This is a genomic window from Herbidospora mongoliensis, from assembly GCF_001570545.1.
Classification (GTDB): Bacteria; Actinomycetota; Actinomycetes; order Streptosporangiales; family Streptosporangiaceae; genus Herbidospora; species Herbidospora mongoliensis.
Genome location: NZ_BBXD01000034.1, coordinates 22,170 through 44,216 on the forward strand (window position 1 = coordinate 22,170; position 22,047 = coordinate 44,216).

16 protein-coding genes are annotated in these 22,047 nt (G+C 68.0%); 2 read left to right on the forward strand and 14 right to left on the reverse strand.

Annotated elements, in window-relative coordinates:
- Window positions 1–118: 118 nt before the first annotated feature.
- The 3 genes from AW272_RS39705 to AW272_RS39715 all read right to left on the reverse strand — a co-directional run bounded on the left by AW272_RS39705 (window position 119) and on the right by AW272_RS39715 (window position 10,755).
- On the reverse strand, window positions 119–562 hold the full coding sequence (locus tag AW272_RS39705) for a hypothetical protein (RefSeq protein ID WP_066376383.1): 444 nt from the start codon (window positions 560–562) through the stop codon (window positions 119–121).
- 250 nt (window positions 563–812) lie between these two features.
- A complete protein-coding gene (locus AW272_RS39710) occupies window positions 813–9,875 on the reverse strand; it encodes a beta strand repeat-containing protein (RefSeq protein ID WP_157519341.1) in 9,063 nt (3,020 codons plus the stop codon).
- A complete protein-coding gene (locus AW272_RS39715) occupies window positions 9,868–10,755 on the reverse strand; it encodes a COG1361 family protein (protein ID WP_066376388.1) in 888 nt (295 codons plus the stop codon). Before AW272_RS39715 ends, AW272_RS39710 begins: the two co-directional genes overlap by 8 nt.
- Before the next feature lie 348 nt (window positions 10,756–11,103).
- On the opposite strand from AW272_RS39715, the gene AW272_RS39720 reads away from it, so the two are divergent.
- On the forward strand, window positions 11,104–11,586 hold the full coding sequence (locus tag AW272_RS39720) for a hypothetical protein (protein WP_157519343.1): 483 nt from the start codon (window positions 11,104–11,106) through the stop codon (window positions 11,584–11,586).
- Between the two features lie 826 nt (window positions 11,587–12,412).
- On the opposite strand, the gene AW272_RS39725 is transcribed toward AW272_RS39720, so the two are convergent.
- The 7 genes from AW272_RS39725 to AW272_RS39760 all read right to left on the reverse strand — a co-directional run bounded on the left by AW272_RS39725 (window position 12,413) and on the right by AW272_RS39760 (window position 17,915).
- Window positions 12,413–12,742, reverse strand: a complete 330-nt coding sequence (locus tag AW272_RS39725; RefSeq protein WP_066376394.1) for a terpene synthase family protein — start codon at window positions 12,740–12,742, stop codon at window positions 12,413–12,415.
- Window positions 12,743–13,307: 565 nt separating this feature from the next.
- Window positions 13,308–14,702 carry an Ig-like domain-containing protein gene (locus tag AW272_RS44645; protein ID WP_066376406.1) on the reverse strand — a complete coding sequence of 465 codons (1,395 nt, stop codon included), beginning with the start codon at window positions 14,700–14,702 and terminating at the stop codon, window positions 13,308–13,310.
- A 185-nt stretch (window positions 14,703–14,887) separates the two neighbouring features.
- The gene (locus AW272_RS39740; RefSeq protein WP_066376416.1) at window positions 14,888–15,241 is read right to left on the reverse strand and encodes a hypothetical protein; all 354 of its coding nucleotides are present in this window, start codon (window positions 15,239–15,241) and stop codon (window positions 14,888–14,890) included.
- Between the two features lie 383 nt (window positions 15,242–15,624).
- Complete coding sequence (locus AW272_RS39745; protein WP_157519345.1) at window positions 15,625–16,497, reverse strand: hypothetical protein; 873 nt, start codon at window positions 16,495–16,497, stop codon at window positions 15,625–15,627.
- Window positions 16,498–16,507: 10 nt separating this feature from the next.
- The gene (locus tag AW272_RS39750; protein ID WP_066376421.1) at window positions 16,508–16,912 is read right to left on the reverse strand and encodes a hypothetical protein; all 405 of its coding nucleotides are present in this window, start codon (window positions 16,910–16,912) and stop codon (window positions 16,508–16,510) included.
- Window positions 16,909–17,274, reverse strand: coding sequence for a hypothetical protein (locus AW272_RS39755; protein WP_066376424.1), 366 nt, complete (start codon window positions 17,272–17,274; stop codon window positions 16,909–16,911). Before AW272_RS39755 ends, AW272_RS39750 begins: the two co-directional genes overlap by 4 nt.
- A gap of 71 nt (window positions 17,275–17,345) precedes the next feature.
- Window positions 17,346–17,915: a hypothetical protein gene (locus AW272_RS39760; RefSeq protein ID WP_066376426.1), complete on the reverse strand. Its 570-nt coding sequence runs from the start codon at window positions 17,913–17,915 to the stop codon at window positions 17,346–17,348.
- Window positions 17,916–18,122: 207 nt separating this feature from the next.
- On the opposite strand from AW272_RS39760, the gene AW272_RS39765 reads away from it, so the two are divergent.
- Window positions 18,123–18,539 carry a pyridoxamine 5'-phosphate oxidase family protein gene (locus AW272_RS39765; protein ID WP_066376428.1) on the forward strand — a complete coding sequence of 139 codons (417 nt, stop codon included), beginning with the start codon at window positions 18,123–18,125 and terminating at the stop codon, window positions 18,537–18,539.
- A gap of 4 nt (window positions 18,540–18,543) precedes the next feature.
- Here the strand turns inward: AW272_RS39765 and AW272_RS39770 are convergent, their stop codons facing one another.
- From AW272_RS39770 to AW272_RS44650, 4 genes are all read right to left on the reverse strand, one after another.
- Entirely contained in the window at window positions 18,544–20,244 is a 1,701-nt protein-coding gene (locus AW272_RS39770) for a GAF domain-containing sensor histidine kinase (RefSeq protein ID WP_066376430.1), read from the reverse strand.
- A 28-nt stretch (window positions 20,245–20,272) separates the two neighbouring features.
- Window positions 20,273–20,698 (reverse strand): pyridoxamine 5'-phosphate oxidase family protein, encoded by a 426-nt coding sequence (locus AW272_RS39775; protein ID WP_066376432.1) that lies wholly within the window; start codon window positions 20,696–20,698, stop codon window positions 20,273–20,275.
- A 35-nt stretch (window positions 20,699–20,733) separates the two neighbouring features.
- The gene (locus tag AW272_RS39780; RefSeq protein ID WP_066376434.1) at window positions 20,734–21,375 is read right to left on the reverse strand and encodes a response regulator transcription factor; all 642 of its coding nucleotides are present in this window, start codon (window positions 21,373–21,375) and stop codon (window positions 20,734–20,736) included.
- A gap of 219 nt (window positions 21,376–21,594) precedes the next feature.
- Window positions 21,595–21,855 carry a MerR family transcriptional regulator gene (locus tag AW272_RS44650; RefSeq protein WP_066367942.1) on the reverse strand — a complete coding sequence of 87 codons (261 nt, stop codon included), beginning with the start codon at window positions 21,853–21,855 and terminating at the stop codon, window positions 21,595–21,597.
- Window positions 21,856–22,047: the final 192 nt, after the last annotated feature.

Below are 22,047 nucleotides of genomic sequence, written 5' to 3' on the forward strand. Positions count from 1 at the left end.
ACTAGAAATAGTCTCACCCACCGGCAATGCCGTGGGCGAATGGGGACGGACCAAGAATAGGGCCGGTGGATGAAAATCCACCGGCCCTGCCCGGCGATCCCGCCGGGAATACCCGCGACTAAAGAGTGTTCGCGACGTAGTTGAGCGTGACGGTGTAGGTGTCCGGGCGGACGAACGGAATGGTGATCCGGTAATCGTTGCTGATCGGATCGCCTGCCAGCGCCGAGGGCGAAGCCTTGGTGGCCACCACGAGCGGCGTTCCGAAGGTCAGCGGGGTGAACGTCCCCGCCTGGGCCGGGCCGTTCACCTCAAGGAGGTTCGACGGGATGACGTCGGTGTTGCCGACGATCGCACCGGTGAGGTTGACGGCGGCCGGGGCGACCGTGACGTTGTAGCCGGCAAAGTTGTTCGTGGTCACCGTCATGGTGACCGGATTCGCCCCGGTGGTGGGCGTCTCGCCCGGCGCCCCCGTCAGGGTGAACGCGGGAGTGAGGTCGCTCAGCGTGATCGACGAGGTGACCTCGACGTTGGCGATCGTCTCACCCGAGTCGCTGTCCGCCATGGCGGGAGATGCGAGCGTTTCCAGTGCTCCCACGGTTACCGCACCCGTCAGCGCAAGAGAAAGGAACGTCATACGCGCGTTTCGGATTTTTGACATATCGACTCCTTTTAGAAATTGCAGCCACTTGAAATGATCACCCGCCCAACACACAACAAACCCCTAAATCATATTCCAAGGACAACAATGAAGAGATTGAGGCCGATGAAACGGACTATGCGGGCCATATCAACATATGAGTACCAAGCTCCTCTCATTGAGTGCTGGCAATGTAGTCAAGGCTTACCGAATAGTTCCCGGACGGAACGAAGGGGATTTCAACCTCATAGTCATTACTTAGTGGGTCTCCATCCTGCTCCGACGCCGTGGATTGATCATGTACGATCACCGGCACCGTGCTGGAAAGCGGCTCGAAGGTGGAGGTTCCGCTTTCCCGGACCCGGAGCGCCGAGATCGGGATCGTGGCGGTGACGCCAGGTGCCGTGAGTTCGGGCGAGGCGCCGGTCACCGTGACGTTGTAGCCGCTCGGGCTGTTGGTGATCACGGTCATGGTCACGGCACCGTCACCGCGCACGGTGGCGTCCGGAGGGCCGGTCAGTGTGAAGCCGCTGGTGAGGTCGGCCAGGACGATGCTCTGTGCGATGACCGGGACGCTGGTCGTACAGCGGACGTCGGTTCCACCGTCCGGGCAGGTGCTGCCCCGGGTCTCCGAGCTGACGGTGTTGACAAGGACGGCGTTTCCGCCGCTGGGGTTGGTGGTGGTGAGGCTGTAGGTGATGGTCGCGGTGGCTCCGACGGCCAGATCGCCGGTCCACATCAGGGCGGGCGCGCTGTAGCCGACCGCGCCGCTCGTGGCCGCCGCGTCATTGTTGTACGTCGCGTCGTCCAGCGCCCCGGCCAGCGAGTCGGTGAAACTCGCTCCGACATAGGGCGCCTGTCCGGTGTTGACGACCGTCACCGTGTAGGCCACCGTGCCGCCCGCCACGACGGTGGCGACGTCTGCCGTCTTGGTGATGGTGAGCGCGGGCACCAGGACCGGGACGCCGGCCGTGCACCTGGTGTCGCTTCCTCCCGCCGGGCAGTTGTTGCCGAGCGTCGTGGAGGTGACCGTGTTGGTCATGAACCTGTCACCCGGATCCGGATCGCGGACCGTCACGGAGTAGGTGATGGTCGCGACCGCGCCGATGGCCAGGTCACCCGTCCAGGTCAGCGTGGGCGCCGCGTATCCCACGGTGCCCGTGGTGGCCGAGGCGTCGTTGTTGTAGACGGCGTCGGACAGCACCCCGGTGAGCGAGTCGCTGAAAGCGGCCCCCGTGTAAGGGGCCTGACCGGTGTTGGTCACAGTCACCGTGTAAGCGACCTGGTCACCCGGCTCAGCCGTGGCGACATCGGCCGTCTTCTCGATCGTGAGCTCCGGAAGAAGGATGTCGACCGTCGTCACACACGCCGGGTCCGAACCCCCCACCGGACAGTTGTTGCCCGGCGTCGCGGAGGTGACCAGACTCGTCATCGTGTCACCACCGGTCGGCGGATTGTTCACCGTCACCGACGCCGTCGCGGTCATCGACTCCCCGACCGCCAACGCCCCCGTCCAGGTCACCGACCCGTCCACATTGAACGTCAACCCACCCGAACTCGCCACCGCGTCGTTGTTGTACGTCGCGTTGTCCAACGCCCCCGCCAGCGAGAACGTGAAACTCGCCGCCCCATACGGCACCTCACCCGAATTCGTCGCCGTCACCGTGTACCGCACCACCCCCGTCGGAATCGCCGAACTCACATCCGCCGAACTCATCAGGGACAGCACGGCGACCGGGACGGTGCGGGTGCAGCGGGGGTCGGAACCACCGGCGGCACAGTTGTTTCCGGCGCTGGTCGAGGTGACCGTATTGGTCAGGCTCTTGTCCCCCGTATCCGGCGACAGGACCGTGACCGAATAGGTGACGGTCGCGGACGCGCCCGGCGTGAGCGCGCCGGTCCAGCTGAGGCCGGAGCCGGAAGTGGAGACGACTCCGGTGCTCGCGGCGCCGTCCCCGTTGTAGGTCGCGTCGTCCAGCACACCGGACAGCGAGTCGGTGAACGTCGCCGCCGGATAGGCGGTCTGCCCGCTGTTCGTCACCGTGACCGTGTAGCCCACCGTGGCGCCTGGGGTCGTCGTGGCGGTGTCCGCGTTCTTCACGATGGTCAGCGCGGGCGTCAGGACGGCGACCGTGAGGGTGCAGGGGCCCGCGACCGGGCAGTTGCTCCCTTCAGCCGCCGAGGAGAACGCGTTGATCATGATCTTGTCCCCCGGATCCGGGTTACGGACCGTGGCCGAATAAGTGATCGTCACCGTCGCGCCGACGGCGACGTCACCGGTCCACGTGAGGACCGGGGCGGAGTAGGAAACCGCCCCGGTGGTCGCGGTGGCGTCGGCGTTGTAGACGGCGTCGTCGAGGAGTCCCGCGAGTTGGTCGGTGACGTTGATCCCGGTGTACGGCGTCTGCCCCGTGTTGTCGATGGTGAGCGTGTACGTGATCGTCCCGCCCGGGACCGTCACGGGCGCGCTGGCGGTCTTGGTGATCGTGAGCGCGGGGATCAGGACCTGCACGCCGGCGGAACACCGCGGATCGGAGTTGCCGGTCGGGCAGTTGCTGCCCGGCGTGTCAGAGATCGAGGCGACCACGAGACTCCGGTTGCCCGGGTCAGGGTTCTTGACCGTGAAGGAGGAGGTCAGCGTGACCGTATCGCCGACCGGGATGTCCCCCGTCCACACCAGTCCGGCAGGGGTGATGGACAACGTCCCCGAGGTGACCGTTTCGTCGCCGTTGGGGATGGCATCGTCCAGGAGATCGTCACCGTCGAACGAGACGCTGATTCCCGTGTATGGGGTCTGCCCGGTGTTGGTGAACGTACTGGTGAACTGAACCGTTCCGCCGGGAACAGTCGTCGAGACGTTCGAGCCGTTGAGAATGGTCAGGCTGGAGATGGTGACCGTCTCCGCGCAGCGCGGGTCGCCGCTGCCCGCCAGACAGTTGCTCTGGGGCGACGTCGAGGTCAGCAGGTTGGACATGACTCCGTCACCGGTGGCCACGGCGTTTACGGTCACCGAGTAGGTGACCGTGACCGACCCACCGGCCGGGACGTTGCCGGTCCAGGTGAGGTTGGGCGCGGTGTACCCCACCGTTCCCCCGCTGGCGGCGGCGTCGTTGTTGTAGTCGGCGTCGTCGAGCACCCCGGTCAGCGGGTCGGTGAACGTCGCACCGGCATAGGGCGCGGCCGCCGAGTTGGTGACCGTGATCGTGTAGCCGACGACGGCGCCCTGGACGGTCGAGGTCACGTCGGCGGTCTTGGTGAAGGTCAGATTGGTCGCGTCGGCGACGGCGACGGTCACGGCACACCGGGAATCGGACGACCCCGCCGCGCAATTGCTGCCGGGCGTGGTGGAGGTGGCCTTGTTGACGAGGCTCTCATCCCCGATGTCGGGATTGTCCACGGTGACGGTGTAGGTGATCGTCGCGACCGCACCGACGGCCAGGTCCCCGCTCCAGGTCAGCGTGGGATCCGTGTAACCGACCGTGCCCGAGTCGGCGGCGGCGTCGCCGTTGTAGGCGCCGTCGTCGAGAACGCCGGACAGATCGTCGGTCATGTTGGCCGCGGTGTAGTCGGTCTGTCCGCTGTTGGTGATCTTGATGGTGTACGCGACGGTATCGCCGTCCACCACGGTCTCCTGGTCCGCGGTCTTGACGATGGTCAGCGCCGGGGTGAGGACGGCGACGCTCGCGGAGCAGGCCGGGTTCCCCTGTCCCGGCGGGCAGGTGCTGCCGACGGTGTCGGAGGTGACGGAGTTGAACACCAGTTTGTTGCCCGGATCGGGGCTGAGGACGGTGGCGCTGTAGGTGATGACGGCCGTGCCGCCGACCGGCAGGTCACCGGTCCAGGTCAGGATCGGGCTGGTGTAGTCGATCAAACCGACGGTGGCGCTCGCGTTCCCGTCGTACGTGGCGTCGTCGAGCAGCCCGGACAGATCGTCGCTGGCCACGGCGCCGCTGTACGGCGTCTGGCCGGTGTTCTCCACGAGCACCGTGTAGTTGATGGTCCCCCCGGGGACCTGGGTGACGGTGTCCGCGGACTTGCTGATGGACAGGCTCGGCACCAGGACCACCACCTGGGCGGTGCAGAGCGGGTCCGTGCCGCCGACGGGACAGTTGTTCCCCGGCGCGGCGGACGTGAGGGTGCCCGTCAGGAGCTTGTTCCCCGTGTCCGGATTCTTCACGGTGAGGGTGCCTTCGATGTTGACGACGCCGCCGACCGGGATGCTTCCGGTCCAGGTGATACCGGTGGGGCCCAGGATGAGCGTTCCCGAACTGGCGACCTGGTCGCCCACGGGAACGGCGTCGTCCACGATGTCGGCGCTGGCCGCGGAGACGCTGATTCCGGTGTACGGCGTCTGTCCGGTGTTGGTGAAGGTGGCGCTCAGGTGGACCACCGAACCAGGCGTGGTGGTGGACTCGGCGAAGCTCTGCGTCAGGAGGAGCCGGGACAGCCTGACCGTGGCCTGACAGCGGATGTCGGTGCTCCCGGTGCGGCAGTTGTTGCCCGGCGCGGTCGAGGTGACGGCGTTCGTGAGCAGCCCGTCGCCCGGATCGGGAGCGCGGACGGTCATGGTGTAGGTGATGGTCGCGGTGGCTCCGACGGCCAGATCGCCGGTCCAGGTCAGGGCGGGCGCGCCGTAGCCGACCGCGCCGCTCGTGGCCGCCGCGTCATTGTTGTACGTCGCGTCGTCCAGCGCCCCGGCCAGCGAGTCGGTGAAACCCGCTCCGACATAGGGGACCTGTCCGGTGTTCGTCACGGTGACGGTGTAGTCGACGGTGTCGCCTTCCACGACCGTCTCCGTGTCGGCGGTCTTGGTGATGGTGAGCGCGGGCACCAGGACCGGGACGCCGGCCGTGCACCTGGTGTCGCTTCCTCCCGCCGGGCAGTTGTTGCCGAGCGTCGTGGAGGTGACCGTGTTGGTCATGAACCTGTCACCCGGATCCGGATCGCGGACCGTCACGGAGTAGCTGATCGTGGCGGCGGCGCCGATGCCCAGGTCACCTGTCCAGACCAGGTTGGGACTGGTGTAGTCGACAGCTCCGACGTCAGTGGTCGCGTCGTTGTTGTAGACGGCGTCGGCCAGCACCCCGGTGAGCGAGTCGCTGAAAGCGGCCCCCGTGTAAGGGGCCTGACCGGTGTTGGTGACGGTCACCGTGTAGGCGACCTGGTCACCTGGTTCAGCGGTGGCGACATCGGCCGTCTTCACGATCGTGAGCTCCGGAAGAAGGATGTCGACCGTCGTCACACATGCCGGATCCGAACCCCCCACCGGACAGTTGTTGCCCGGCGTCGCGGAGGTGACCAGACTCGTCATCGTGTCACCACCGGTCGGCGGATTGTTCACCGTCACCGACGCCGTCGCGGTCATCGACTCCCCGACCGCCAACGCCCCCGTCCAGGTCACCGACCCGTCCACATTGAACGTCAACCCACCCGAACTCGCCACCGCGTCGTTGTTGTACGTCGCGTTGTCCAACGCCCCCGCCAGCGAGAACGTGAAACTCGCCGCCCCATACGGCACCTCACCCGAGTTCGTCGCCGTCACCGTGTACCGCACCACCCCCGTCGGAATCGCCGTACTCACATCCGCCGAACTGGTGATCGTCAACTGGGGTACCCGGACCGCGACGGTCCTGGTGCAACGCGGATCGGAACCACCGGCGGGGCAGTTGCTTCCGGCGCTGGTCGAGGAAACCGTGTTCGTCGCGCTCTTGTCTCCCGGATCCGGCCGCACGGTCACCGAGTAGGTGATGGTGGCCGACGCGCCCTGCGACAGGTTCCCGCTCCAGCTGAGTGTGGGGTTGCTGTAGGAGGCCGTACCCGAAGTGGCGGAGACGTCGCCGTTGTAGGTCGCGTCGTCCAGCACGCCGGACAGCGGATCGGAGAAGTTCGCGGGCGTGTAGGCGGCGGTGCCGGTGTTGGTGACGGTGACGGTGTAGTGGATGGTGTCGCCGGGGGACGCCGTCGCCGAATCCGCCGTCTTCACGATGGTCAGTTGGAGCAGGGCGACGGCCGCCCGGCATCGCGAGTCGGTGCTGCCGCTCGCGCAGTTCGAGCCGAGCGTGGGCGAGGTGACCGTGTTGGTGAGAGCGCCGTCTCCCGGGTTCAGCGGCTTCACCGTCACGGAGTAGGTGATGGTGGCGACGGCGCCCGGCGCGAGAGTGCCGGTCCAGGTCACGTTCGGGCTGCTGAACCCGGCCGTCCCCTGGGTGGCGGCCACGTCGTTGTTGTAGGTGGCGTCGTCCAGCACGCCCGTCAGCGGATCGGTGAACGTGGCCCCGGTGAACGTGCTCGGTCCGGTGTTGCCGACCGTGATCGTGTAGTTGATGGTCGTGCCCGCCGCGGCCGCCGTCGTGTCGGCCGTCTTGGTGATGATCAGCGGACCGGCCCCGACGACGAAGGTGACCGCCCTGGTGTCGCTCTGGTTGTTGGAGTCGGTGACCCTGACGGTGAAGGGGTAGCTGCCGGCGGTTGTGGGCGTACCGGAGAGCAATCCCGTCGCCGCGTTCAGAGTGAGACCGGGCGGCAACGTCCCCGAACTGACCGACCACACGAACGGTCCCGTACCACCGGAAACGGTCAACTGATCGCTGTACGGCACCCCCACCTGCCCGGGTGGGGGCGGGGGGAAGGTCAGCATCGGGCCGGCGACGACGACGAGTGTGACCGGTTTCGTCGCGGTCTGATTACTGGCATCGGTGACCCTGACGGTGAAGGGGTAGCTGCCGGCGGTTGTGGGCGTACCGGAGAGCAATCCCGTCGCCGCGTTCAGAGTGAGACCGGGCGGCAACGTCCCCGAACTGACCGACCACACGAACGGCGCCGTACCACCGGAAACGGTCAACTGATCGCTGTACGGCACACCCACCTGACCACCCGGTGGTGGAGGGAAGGGCAAGGTCGGGTTGGCGTTGGGAGTCACCGGGGCCGAAGGCAGGGAGGCGAGGCCGGGTCCGGCCAGGTTCACCGCCGTCACGGTGAAGGTGTACGCGGTCCCGGGCGTCAGGCCGGTGGCGGTCTGGGTCGTGCCGGTTCCGGCAAAGGTCTGCGGCGTCTGGGCGACCCCGCCGATGTAGGGCGTGATGACGTACGAGGTGATCGGACTGCTGCCGTTCGCCGGAGCCGTCCAGGTCAGAGTGGCCGAAGAGTCCCCGGCGGTGGCGGCGGTGATGGTCGGCCGCCCCGGCACCGTGTAGGGGACGACCGCGTTCGACTGCGGACTCGCCGCACTCGTACCGAGTGCGTTGACGGCGGCCACGGTGAAGGTGTACGAGCCCCCGGCCGTCAGGCCGGTGAACGTCCAGGTGGTGGTGGAGGCGTCGAAGGACTGCGGCGCCTGGGCGACCCCACCGAGATAGGGGGTCACGACGTAGCCGGTGATCGGGCTGCCGTTGTTACTGGGAGCAACCCAGGTCACGGTGGCACTGGTGACACCCGCGGTCGCCGTGGGAGCGGCCGGGGTGGCGGGCTTGTCGGTGTAGACATAGGTGGCGAATCCCGCGACACCCGCCGTCACCACCGTCACCCTCACCGTGCTCGCCGAAGCGCGCGCCGGCATCGAGGAGATGCTCAGCGTGCCGTTGCCGTTGACGGTGAAACATCCCGGCGCGGGCCCGGAGGGGCAGGGCAGCAGGGTGACGGGTGTGCCGGCCTGCTGCTCGGCCACAGTGCCGATCTCGATCGCGCTCGCGCCCGTGAGGTTCGAGCCGCCGACCGTGACGGCGACCCCGCCCGCGATCGTGCTGGTGGCAGGGGTGACGGTGATGCCGGATGGCGAAGCCGGAATCGTTCCCACGGTCGTCGACTGAGAGATGTCGGGATTGGCGTCGTTGGAGGACGCGACCGCGGTGGAGGACGACTGGATCAGAGCGGGTGTGACACTGCTGCCGGTGACGATGCCCACCACGGTGATGGTGGGCAGGGTCGTCCCGGCGGCGAAGGGGGTGGAGCTGTTGGTACAGGTGACCTTCTGCCCGACCGGGGTCTGGCAGGTCCAGCCTGCTCCGAACGCTCCCACCGGCACGACACCCGCGGGCAGCGTCTCGGTCACCGAGATCGGGGAGGTCTCGTTCGCGCCGGAGGCACTCACCCCGGCGACGACGCTGTAGGTCACCGGATCACCTGGCTGCGGCGACGATCCGTTGTAGCTCGTCTGCGCCACGGTGAGTTCCGGGACGGGGTTGAAGCTGACCACCTGGACGTTGTCGATCTCGTGGAAGTCGGTGATGCTGCCCGTCGACCCCACCCAGCCGAACGCGAGCTGACGGGGAATACCGGCAGCGGTCGTCCAGGCCGACGAGGGGTAGAGGCCGGGCGGGACCGCGGGGAGGGGGCCCGACAGCGTCCTGGTGCCACCGGTCAGGGGCGTGAACACCACCCGGTAGGTGCCGGAGGGAACAGTGAGACCCGACGCGGTGACGATGCTCGACCCGGTCGGGTTGATGACGACCTCGACCGGCACCTGGGAGGTGGGCCGCGTCGTGCCGTGCAGGTTGACCGGCGGTGAGGTGGTGGTGGTCGCGGTGCTGTTGAGCGCGCAGTAGCCGACGGTGCCCGCGCCGGGACCGCGCACGACCACCTGACCCGGCACCCGGCCCGTTGTGCTGATGTAGGGGGGATTGGCGCAGGCGCTCCCCTGGTAGGAGCTGTTGCTGAAGTTGCCGTAGACGTCGAACCCGAACCCGAGGTAGGCGTTCGCCAGACCGACGCCGGTGGAGAACGGCGCGTACCCCAGCGAGCCGCCGCTGCGGCCGATGAACGCGGGAGGCACCGGGTTGGTGGGATCCACCGCCGCCAGGACGAAGGTGAGCCCGTCGGCGGCGCCGCCGCCGTACTGGTAGGCGTTGAACGTCACGTCCAGGCCCTGGGAGGTCGGCAGGCTGACGGCGCCGAAGAGCCCGCCCTCCTGGGTCGTCAAGTTGGGGGTCAGGCGGAGCGCCCCCAGTCCCTGCGCGTCGGTGTTGGTCGGGCAACTGTGCAGACCGGAGCCGCTGTTCCCGGCCGCGCTCAGGCAGACCACGTTCGTCCCGGACGTGCCGGTGGGCAGGGCCGGCAACGACACCGGGTAGGCCGGGTCCGGGGCGTTGTTCTTGAAGGGCTGGTTGAACAGCATGGTTCCCGCCGCGTTCGCGAAGCGGGGCGACAGGCCGATCGTGGACGCGCTCATGGCGGAACCGAGCAGGCTCACGGCGGCCACCTGGGCGACCAGGCGACGGAATCCCGTCGTGCGATACCTAGACATTGAGGTCGTCATCAGTCCCGTTCAGGGGCGTCGCGAGAAGCCTCGCGCGGTTGCGGTGGCGTACGAACAGGGCCAGCAGGAGCAGGGCCAGCAGAACGGCGAGCAGGACCCCGAGCAGGTGCAGCGGGAAGACGATGATCCGCACCGTGCGACTGGAATCGCCCACCGACACCGTGGCGTGGCAGACGCACATGAGCGGCGGGTCCCAGCTCGTGGTCACCTCGCGGGTGGCTCCGCGCACCACGGTGAAGTCGGGAAACACCACTTCGGATCCGCCGACCCTGGCGTGGAGCCGGGAGAGGTCCCGGAAGTCCCGGTGGACGGTGCCGAGACTGCGAATCCTCGCGGCGAGGGGCACCGGACCGCCCAGCGCGAATCCCGGTGCCTGGAGGTCCGCGATCTCGACCGAGGCGTCGATGGAGCCGGGGACCGTGACGAAGACCGGGGTGGCGATGCCACGGTTGATCCTGATGTTCGACGCGTTCCGGCCCGCCGGGACTTTGAAGACCAGCGCGAACTGGTGATCACCCGGTTCCGGAACGGGAGGCACCTCCACCCGGACGGTCACCGTCCGGCTCGTCCCGGCGGCCATCCGGAAGCTCGTCGGCGCGACGGTCGCCCAAGCCGCGGCCGCGTAGGGCGCCGACGGCTGGAAGTTCAGCGCGCCGTCCTCCCCCGCGACGAAGTCGGCCTTCTCCACGGTGACGTCGAATGGTGACCGTCCGTTGTTGGTGAGCTGGAAACGCTGGTCGATGGAGTCCGTACCGGCCGGGATGACCAGGCGGGTCGGACTCACCTGCAGCGAGAAGTTCGGCGGCGGCGGCGTGGACTCGGCGAGGGCCGGCGACCCGGCCCAGAGAAGGCACAGGACACCACCCATCGCCAGTCGGCGCCGGGCACATCGGTGGGCTTGAACGGTCCGGTTCAAATAAGACGCTCCAGAGAGTGATCAACTCCAGAACGTACTTACTTGATCACCAAGAATCCGACCCGTGTCCGGTCGGGGAATCCCTCTAAATGGTCTTGCCTTAGGAATTTTTCCCTCTAAATCCGCTGATCGGTTGCGGAAACGCGATGATCCACACAACGCTCACCGTCGGTGACATCCAACATCAACTGGGTAAATCCATCGAGAACCTGAATTCTCTGCCGCCGATCCACAAACGTGGATAATCATTTCATTGTTGGGGGAATAATGGGTAGACGGCTGGGATCTTCACTGCTTGACGTGGGGATGGTGGCGCTGCTCGCCCTCTGTGTGCCTTTGAGCACGGCGTACGCCTCCGGCATCGGGCCCGCCGACAAGGGACCGCACGGGGCGGAAGACGGTTCGGCTTCCACCGAGGCCTCGGTGCGCGTGCTTCCCTGGACCGGTGGCGATTCGACCTCGCATCATCCGGGCGATTCGCACCCCCCGGGTGGCTCGTACGACCCGGGCGATTCGCACGCCCCGAGCGGCTCGTACGACCTGGACGATTCGCACGCCCCGAGCGGCTCGTACGACCTGGACGATTCGGATGGCGGTTCGCACGACCCTGGCGGTGCCGTCCATGGGGATCCCGGCGCTTGGCGATCACCCGGATTCGACATACTGCCGTTCACCGGCACCGACGCACAGCGGCTCACGTTGCTGGTATCAGGCGCAGTGGTGGCCATTCTGGCAGGCGGCATGTTCATCTTGTTCTCGGCACGACGCAGACGCGGCTTTTAATCGCTGGCGCCCCACCCTTCGAAACGCCTCGTGGTTGACGCTCCTTCGGGGCGGCTTTCACGAGTCGTTTCTCATTTCTACGGGGGGACGACCCCCCGAACCCCCCTATGCGAAGGGGCCTTCGCCCCCTCGCGCTCCCCCTGGTGCGCATTCGCGCCCCCGGCGTCGCTGCGCTCCGGGTCGCTGCGCTCTCTTGCGAAGGGCTCCGCCCCTCGCTCTCCCTGGTAGGGCCTCGCTTCGCTCGGGCGGCTCTCGCTTCGCTCGGTCACTGGCCTAAAGCCCAGTCCTGATGGGACGGCTTGTTGAGCTGAATCTCGCGCGAGCTTTACATTTACCGAAGATCCGCAAGTGGGCCAGAGCGCCCGTACATGGGCCAATTCTCGCTGGTGAAATCACAGCGTTGGCTATGACCTCAGATCAGCCGCACTCGTGTGAGCGTCGATGTGCTCGATACCGGTCAGCTGGACGATGAAGCGAACGCTGCCCCTGTGGGGCTCAATAACGGGACTCGATGTCTGACCTGCCGGTTCACGGGGGGCTCAGCTGGCGATCTGGTACTCGTTGATGAGATCGCCGAGGAAGGCTCTGCGGGGGCGTCACGCGGCGCTGCGAGCCTTCGATATGGATCATGGGACAGTAACGGAAGGCGTCCTGCTGGGTGGTTGTCAGCGGTATCGGCCCGAAGTGGCGCAGAATTCCACGTCCCCGATCATCAGCGTGCGCCTACCGGTGACGTACTGGTGGATCTGCGGGCGTTCCTCCACCGCGATGCCGAGGGCGTCCAGGTGGTGGGGTTGACGGCCTCATCGAGGAGGAAGTCGTCGGCCTAGCGGCGGACGTCATGGTGGACGTACAGCAGGGTCTGGTCGCGGGTGAGGGACAGTTCGTGCTCCACCACCGGCAGGATGTTGTTCCGGTCGCCGGCGGCCTCTTCCTTGGCCAGGGACTGCACGTCCTGGGTGATGCTGACCACCCGGCAGGTGGTCAGCCGCATCCGGCGCATCGGCCTGAGCTTCAGGATCTCCGGTGGCATCTCCCCGGTGGTGACCCGTTCCAACAGGTCGTGTTCCAGCCAGACCGCTCCGGTGATGTCGCGGAGCCTCAGGTATTCCTCGAGGGTGAGGACGCGTCCCACACGGAGGGTTTCGGCGTACACGGGCCAGGAGTTTCCCTCACCAAGGATGGGGCCTTGCTGCGCAGCGGCGACGAACCGAACTACTACTCGTACCAGCTCCACGGCGGCTCGGCCGAGAGCTGGCGGCCCTACGACTGCGCCGGGTACGGCATCTACACCCTGGGCACCACCAACTCATCGCCCGTGGCAGCTACCCCAACGGGGTCTTCGATGCCGCACGCTTTCCCGGCATGACCGCCACCGCCACCGGCTGCTGACCCGCCAGCGCTCCGAGCGCCAACCGTGCAACTTCAAAGGGGGTTCGCGCCATATGGCGCGAACCCCCTTTGTGTTTGATGGCCAACTGGGTGCTGATCCGTCGCGTGCGCCAGATCAGCCCTGGATCAGGTCGAAGACGCTCGCAAAGTGCCTGGCGCTCAGCTGTGGCTGCGCCCATCACACGCCGGAAGACGGACACGGTGGCTTTGCCGGCGACTGTGCCGTTGTCGAGCCGGCGCCACATACCCGCCGCCTTGCCCACGTCGCAGACTCGCGCGGGCTGCGCGCCGATGACGCCGAAGACGTGCAGGCGGCTTCCAGCGAAGCGCTACTTCATCGGCTGGCAGGGCGGAGTCTGGAACACCACACCGTCGAGGAAGTTGCCGAACGCCCCTCCACCTGCGGACGACACGGCCTGGAAGGAGAACCGCGTCGTGGTCTGCCCGGCCGGGACCACATAGGTTCCGGTGTACTGGCGCCAGGCGGTGTTGTCGGTGGCGATGTCAGGCGAGGTCGCCCCGGTCGGGGTCTGGGCCACGGTCGCGCCGGGGGCGCCGATCAGGACGTGCATGACGTCGATGCCTGCGCGGCCCCGGTGCCACATCGACCAGGTCATCACGGTGCCGGGCACGGTCGGCACGTCCTGGTAGAGCGCGGACGGCTCGTTGGCGTTCAGTTCGGCGAACTGCTGGCCATCGGCCGAGGGCACGCCCTGGAAGCCGCTGCGCCAGATCTCCAGCATTCCGTCAGAGGCGGTGGTGCGCCAGCCGGCGGCCGGGTTGGTGGCCGCGTCGGGGATGTCCCATCGAGCCGAGGCGACGTAGGGAGCCTCGAAGCTGCCGTTGGCCAGAGTGATCGGGTTGGTGACACAGGTGACCACGACGGTGACGGTCGCGGTGCTGGTGCCGCAGGGCGTGCTGATCGTGTAGGTGAACGTGTCGGTCCCGCTGAGCCCCGCCGGAGGCGTGTAGACGATGCCATTGCCGGAGATCGTCGCGGTGCCGTTGGCGGGCTTGCCGACGGCGGTGATCGTCGCACCGGAGCCGGTGTCGTTGGCCAGGACCGGGATGGTGACCGCCGTGTCCTGTCTGGTGGTGGCGGTGTCGTTGACGGCCGTGGTCGGTGAGATGGACTGTCCGCTGACGATCTGAATCGGCGGCGCCGGGGTGTTGCCGCCGAGCTGGCCGGGGAAGGCGACGACGCTGCTGATGCCGCTCGGGCGGATGGTCATGCTGCGGCCGACGGTGCCCTGCTTGACCTGGAAGGTGATGACCTTGGGGGCGGGGTCGGTCTTGGTGCCCGGCGACGGAATCGTCAGGGTGTTGCCGCCGATGGTGCCCGCGCCCGACTGGCTGACCACGTCGGCGTTGGCGAGCAGCGAGGAGATGTCCCAGGTGGTGGTGTAGCTGCGCACGAGTCCAGGCCACTTGGCGGTGCTGTGCGCCAAGCGGAGAGTGAAGGTCGAGCCGGGTGCGATCTGGCCGCCCCACAGCGCGGGCGTGGTGTCCACGGCCACGTTCCCGTTGCCGAGCTGCATGCCGATGATGTTCTTCCAGTAATAGTTCACCGGGTAGGCCGCCTGGCCCTGCCGTACACAGGAAGCGACGTTGTTCCGCACGCCCGGTGCCGCACCGGCGGTCCCGGTGGCCATGACCTGCGCCGCCGACGCGGTGACCAGGGTGAGCAGGGCGGCGGTGAGGGCAGATGCGCGCCGTTGTGACATCAACAGAAAGCTCCGTTCCGATAGATCAACTCGGCCGGGACACTACTGCAAGCGATCTTGAAATCACCGACAGCGACATCATCGAGATCTTCGTGTCGCACGCGTGGCAACGCGGGAGTGCTTCCGCGGAGGGCGGCCTGCAGTCATCTGCCGGTTCCTCGACCTGCGCCGGCCTTGGTGCTGGTCTACTCCGCTTGGGTGATGGTGAAGGCGGCCGACTCCTGCGTGTTGGCCTTGAAGGGGTCGTCGGTCTCGTAGTCCACGGTGACCGTGCCTGGCCGGTCGGTGGGGACGGTGATGGAGTAGCGCCCGTCCGGGCCGGTGGTGATCTCCTGCGAGAAGGTCTCGGAGCCGTCGTGCTCGATCTTGACCGTCAGCGGGACCTCAGCGAGCGGCTGCCATCCCCCGCGCGGGCGCCACCTGGCCAGACCCGACACCACCAGCGGCTCGCCCTGGTCGACCTGGTCGGCGCTCAGCTTCATCCGCAGCTGGGTCGGCGACTCCTTGGCGGTCACCAGGACGATGTCCGAGGAATTCATCAGGTAGCCGGGGAGCGCGGGGTCGCTGTTGTTAGGTGACCGCGAAGGAGCCGGTGCCGGAGAGTGTGGTGGTGAAGTCGGCGCCCCTTCGGGGCGGCTGTCACGGGTCGTTTCTCATTTCTACGGGGGGACGACCCCCCGAAGATCCACAAGTAGGGCCAGTGGAATTCGTTCTGGGGCGAAGAGCGGTCGAGAATCGCAAACAGTACCCGCCACTCAATGACCGGCCTTCATTCGCGACACCTGGATGCTTAAGGACCTTCCGAACCTCCATCAGGCCCGGACCGCTTCAGCTGCGTGACATCGGAGTCGGGAATTGCCCGCAGGGACGTGTCGGGCCGGCGTTCAAAGAATCCCAAGGGCGCCAGGCTTAGCTGCAAGGGTCAGCGGCGATGACGGTTCAGGCATGGGACGCTTCGCAGCAGCAGGACGAGTGGCGCGCAGCCGAGCAGCGCGAACGCGGTGAACGGTGCCACCACGGAGAGCGAGGCGACCGGCGACAGCGGATCGGCCCGGTGGCCGAACCACTGGTCGGTGGCGATCGTGAGGCTTTCGAGCACCCACATGGTCAGGTACGCCCCGCCGGCCAGGAGTCCCCACGGCTTGCGCTGCCAAAGCCACCATGCGCTCACGGCGGCGAAGGGCAGCCACAGGGCCAGGTCCTGGACGTATACCGGGCTGGTGGTCATCTCGGTGCCGCGCAGGAACGGCGCGTGCGCCGCGTCGCCCAGCGCGGGGATGATGGCACGCAGCCAGACCAGCGCGTTGATCGCGATGACCGCCCACATGTAGACCGCCACAGGGCGGGCCGGTGTGCCGGGGGTCATGACCGCGACGTCCACGTGAGCGGCCAGGGTCGCGATGGTCGCCGCGGCCAGTGCGAGCATCGCGACGTACAGCAGGAACAGCGGGTTGAAGGGGGTGGCGAACAGCAGCATCACCGCGTTGTAGGCCAGATAGGCCGCTGTGCCGAGCCACACGATGATCGCGCGGCCGGAGCCTCGATAAGCCAGTGCCATCGCCCCGAGCAGGATCGGCAGGCCGACGACGAGCATGACCAGGGCGGTGCCGCGCGCGGAACCGTTCATCACGTCCGGGCCGGACAGCACTCCGGGCAGGAAGAACGTCGGCGCGCACCCGGCGGCGACGGCGACGGCCAGCAGCACCGACACCGCATAAGGGGCGCGTTGCGATGGTCCCGCACGGGGCGGGCCACCGGCGAGGTTGTCTGGCATGGCGTGTGTCGGGCCGATCATGGCGTGGTCCTCAAAGTGGGGGTACAGCCGTAGGTCCTGTGCACGCAGGGTCGATGGGCAGCTGTCTTCTCCGGCGTCGCAGGTTCCGGGCATGGAGCAGGACGGCCGTGATGATCAATGGCACGTGGATGACCGGGAGGTTGTGTGCGAGCCACTTCGGCAGGTAGATGTCGGTGACGGGAGCGCCGTCGCCGCCCAGCGGGACGGTCAGCTGGGTCAGCGGGCAGCGCGCCCCGTTCGCCAGGAAGATCGCGCTCTCACCGGCGACGACGGCACCGGCGATGGCGGCCCGCCGGTCGGAGCGGCCCGCGGCGCCGGAGTAGAGCAGGTACATCATGCTCGACTCCACCGACAGCCAGATGAGCGTGTGCACGGCTTTGAGCGCGCGCAACGCCGTGGGGTGGGCTCTTCTCATGCGGACGCTGCGACGATCATGTCGGCGGCTATTCGCTCAGCCCAGGCGTCGATGGCGTCCCCGTCGCGGAAGTCGCCGTCGGCGACGTGCAGGGCCGCCACCACCGCGCGCTCGCCGAAGCCGAGCCGGTGCCGGTCCAGGCGGCCGGCGAAGACGCGGTGCTCGCGCGCCTGAGTGGCGGTGAGGATTGCGTCGATGTCGGCCTGGTCCTCATTCGGCCTGGGCGGATCGCCGATCGGACCGCTGGAGGAGAATCCCGGCGTACGTTCTGATTCGCGCTGCCTCAACCTGGTGGTAGACGTCGCGTACCCGGTCATCGAACTCGCTCGCTCCACGAGAAAGACACGGATCGCGCCGCCCAAGCTTCGTCCCGTTCGGTAGAGGCGAAGATCCCCGCCGTGGGCCACCCGCGGGCGGCCTACGGCGGATGTCCTCACTTCAGGATCGGGTTGGCGCGGACGACCGGCGTACGTCCCCACATCCGTCCGATGCCGAGGGTGTCACCGGCGTTGGACAGGGCCAGGCCAGCCAGGACGACGGCGTAGATCAGGTGCTCGTCGATGATCGGGTTGGTCGCCAGGGGCAGTTCGGCCGCCCACATGAAGACCATCAGGAGGCCACCGGCGATCGCGGCGATGCGCAGTCCGGCGCCCAGGATGAGGGCGGTGCCGATGCCGAGCAGGCCGAGCATGAACAGCCAGTCGACCCATCCCTGTCCGGCCAGGCCGGAGAAGAACCCGCCGAGCGCGTTCTCGCCGGTGCCCTTGAGGAAGCCCGTGGTGGGGCTGCCGCCGGAGATCCAGGCCTTGTCGGCGGCGGTGGCCAAGCCCCAGCCGAACGTCTTGTCCAGGAACGCCCACAGGAAGATGAAGCCGAGCCCGATCCGGGCGACGGCCCAGACGTAGTCCACGGGCCGGGACGCGCGGTCGTCGGCGGCGGATGTCCTGCCGGATGTTCTGCCGGGGTGGATGTGCGCGGTCGGCGGTCCCTTGGTGGTGGCCATGGCCGGTCCCCTTCGGTGCTGCTGTCGGTGGTGCTCCCATCTCCAGCACACCAATGTCCGCACCATGAGCGTCAGTGCTGTACGGCTCGATTCCTCAGTCCTTGGACCCTGACCTGGCGGGACCTTCGGCAGGGACGGGCAGAACAGCCGACCACCGGGGACCTTTGGCCCTAAGCAGGGCATCTCATGCCTACCAGGCTGAGCGGTATGCGATTCGATTCGGCGGGGATGCAGGTGCTCTCGCGGGAACAGTGCCTGTTCCTGCTGGCTCATTCGGCGATCGGGCGGGTCGTCTTCACCGATCAGGCGCTGCCGGCGGTGCAGCCCGTCACCTTCTGCCTCGACGGTGCGAACATCGTCATGCGGACGACCGCGGGCTCCCGGCTCGCCGTCGGGACACGCGACAACGTGGTGGCTTTCGAAGCGGACGACTTCGACGTGGCGCTGAGTGCGGGCTGGTCTGTCTCGGCGGTGGGACATGCCCGCGCCGCCGCCGACCCAGAAGAGATCACCCGGCTCGGACGGCTGCCGCTCAAGATCTGGACCCCCGGCGTCAGCGGGCATTTCATCGTGATGACCACCGACCGGATCTCCGGGCGGCGCATCCCCGTCCCGGCGCTCTAAGTTGTCAGTTGAGCGGGACCGTCCACACCAGCCGGGTGCCGCCCTCGGCCGGTGAGTCCGCGGTGAACGATCCGCCCAGGCGCTCGCCCCGTTCGCGCATGTTGCGCAGACCACTGCGGTGACCCTCGGGGGACAGGCCGACGCCGTTGTCGGTGACGACGAGCGTGACCTCGCCGCCGGCCACCTCCACCAGGACGCCGGCCGCGGAGGCCTTCGCGTGCCGCAGCAGGTTCGACAGCGCCTCCCGCAGGACGGCGAGGAGCTGCTCCGCGACCGGTTCGGGGACCGTGTTGTCCAACGGGCCCTCCATCAGCAGGCCGGGCATGAAGCCGAGATGGCCGCGCGCCTCCTGCGTCAGGGCCATGACGCGCGCCCGCAGACCAGGGTCGGCGTCGGTGAGCGGGGGCTGCAGGCCGAAGATGGTGGAACGGATCTGCCGGATGGTCTCATCCAGCTCGTCGATCGCGTGCCCCATCCGCGCGGTGGCGTCCGCGCCGTCCACTGCCGGGCGTACGCTCATCAGCGTCATGGCGACCGCGAACAGGCGTTGGATGACGACGTCGTGCAGGTCCTTGGCGATGCGGTCGCGGTCTTCCAGCAGGAGCAGGCGTTCTGCGTCCTTGCGCGTCTCGGCCAGTTCCAGGGCCAGGGCGGCCTGCCCGGCGAAGGCGTGCAGCATGAGCAGTTCGGCGCGGCTGAAGGGGGCGCGGCCGATGCGCTTGAACAGCGACAGCACGCCGCGCACCGATCCGGGGGCGCCCAGCGGGACGGCCGCCTCCGGGCCCACGGTCAGATGATCGGCCATGACCTTGTGCAGATCCCCGGTCGCCAGATCGGTGACCATGGCCGGAGCGCCGCTGCGGTAGACGCCGCCCGCCAGGGACGTGTCCATCGCGGTCCCCGTGCCGACCAGGCGCTGCGCGCCGGGGCCGTCGGCGATCGTCACGTGCAGGACGTCGTCGTTCTGCGATGGGAGCAGGATGGCGGTGATGTCGGCGCCGGCCATCTGGCGCGCCCGGAGAGCCACCTCGACCAGGACCTGCTGGACGTCCCGCCCGGACAGCAGGCTCGTGGTCACCGCGGCGGAGGCCTGCAACCAGGTCTCCCTGCTGCGGCTCTCCTCGTACAGGCGGGCGTTGGCGATCGCGACGCCTGCGGCGGTGGCCAGGGCGATGACGATCGCCTCGTCCTCCTCGTCGAATTCCGCGCCGCCGCGCTTCTCGGTGAGGTAGAGGTTGCCGAACACCTCGTCCCGCACCTTGACCGGGACGCCGAGGAACGAGCCCATGGGCGGGTGGCCCGGCGGGAAGCCGTGTGACTCGGGGTGGTCGGAGATGCGGGCCAGGCGTAGCGTCTGCGGCCGCTTGATCAGCAGGCCGAGCAGGCCCAGGCCGTGTGGCCAGTGCTCGATGGCGGCGATCTCCGGTTCGGTCAGCCCGACGGGGATGAACTGGATGAGCGTGTCCCCCTCACCGACCACACCGAGCGCGCCATAGGCGGCGTCGACCAGAGTGGTGGCGGTCTCCACGATGCGGTGCAGCACGGTCTCCAGATCCAGGTCGCTGCCGACCAGGACGACGGCGTTCAGCAACGCGTGCACCCGGTCGCGGGTGGACAGCACCGCTTCGAGCCGGTCGCGCAGCTCCAGCAGCAGCTCACCCAGCCGCATGTCTGGAATCAGGCCGCGCGACCCGTCGGGGCTCATATGCGGAGTGTGGCACCTTTTCCGGTGATCAGAGCGAGCCGATCCGGCGGCCGGTGATCCGCAGGGGCACGATGCGGACGTAGTGGTCGCGCTCGCCGCCGGCCCACGATTTGAAGTGCGGCCGGGTCTCGGCCTCATCCGCGTGGTGGGCGGGCCCCTGGATCAGGACGCTCCAGCCCTGGTGCGCGGTCTTGTCGATCTCGTCCACCTGGAAGGCGATCCTGATGTCCAGGCCTTTGATGCCGGTGCGCAGGTCCTTGTCCATCGCGCCGCCCGGACGGGTGCGGAAGACGATCGCGCCGTCGACGATCCGGTAGTTCACCGGGAGGACGACCGGCCCCGTGGCGCTGCCGAAGGCCACCCTGCCGACGCCGCCGGGGGAGATGAGCCGCAGGCACTCCTGCTCGCCGAGCTCTTGGAGGGCGGCGCTGGTCACGTTCGCGGTCTGGGCCATGAGATCTTCCATTTCTGATCGTTTGCGGGGGCGGATCAGTCGTGGCGCTCGGCCGATAATCGGGCGGCCAGGGCGGCGACCTGCGTGCGGCGCTGCATGTCGAGCTTGCCGAGCACGGAGGAGACGTAGTTCTTCACGGTCTTCTCCGCCAGGAACATCCGCTCACCGATCACCCGGTTCGTCAGCCCCTCTCCGATCAGCTCCAGGACATGCTGCTCCTGAGGGGTGAGTGCGGCCAGCGGGTCGCGCCGGACGGCCTGGTCACGCAGCCGGCTCAGCATCGCGGCCGTCGTCTGCGGGTCCAGCAGGGACTGCCCGGCCGCCACCGTACGGACCGCGCCGACCAGGTCGGAGCCGTGGATCTGCTTGAGCACATAGCCGGCCGCGCCGGCCAGAACCGCCTCGAACAGGGCGTCGTCGTCGGCATAGGAGGTCAGCATGAGGCAGGCCAGCCCAGGCGTGCGGCTGCGGACCTCCCGGCAGACCTCCACCCCGCTGCCGTCCGGCAGGCGTACGTCCAGAACGGCGACATCAGGCCGGGCGGCGGGAATGCGGGCCACGGCCGAGGCGGCGGTGCCCGCCTCGCCGATGACCTCGATGTCGTCCTCGGCCTCCAGCAGCGACGCGACGCCGCGCCGGACGACTTCGTGGTCGTCAACGAGAAAGACACGGATCATATTGTCGAAGCTATGCGGCTTTCGTCCGGTTCAGTAGAGGCGAAGGCCCCTGCCGAAGGCCACATTCACCGGCGGCCTTCGGGCCGGCGTCGTTGAGCATCGGGTGGGCGCGGACGGCCGGGATGCGGTTCGACATGCGGCCGACGGTGTCGTCGGGATCGGGCTACACGAGCACATACAGGAGGAGTTGGGCCCGCCGGCCGTCGCCTGCCGCCGTGGCTAGTGTGCGGCCGGGCGTTCACGGGCCTGGTTGATGCGCAGCGCCTCGGCGAGCTGGTCTTCCAGGATGACGATGCGGCAGGCGGCCTCCACCGCGATGCCCTGGTCCACCAATTCGCGGGCGCGCGAGGCCAGGCGCAACTGGTAACGGGAGTAGCGGCGATGGCCGCCGCTGGAGCGCAACGGCTCGATCAGCTTGGCGGCGCCCAGCGCCCGCAGGAACGTCGGGGTGACATCAAGCATTTCGGCGGCCGCACCCATGCTGTAGGCGGGGTAGTCCTCATCGTCGAACCGATCCTCGAACCGATCCTCGAACCGATCCTCGAACCGGTCGTCGGCCGCCAACCCGCTCCTGGGTCCGGCCGTGTGCGCGATCCTGCCGGGAGTCAGCGTGTCTCCACCGGCAGCCGAGCGAGTTTGAGCCATACATTCCTTTCCCTGCACGCACAGGGG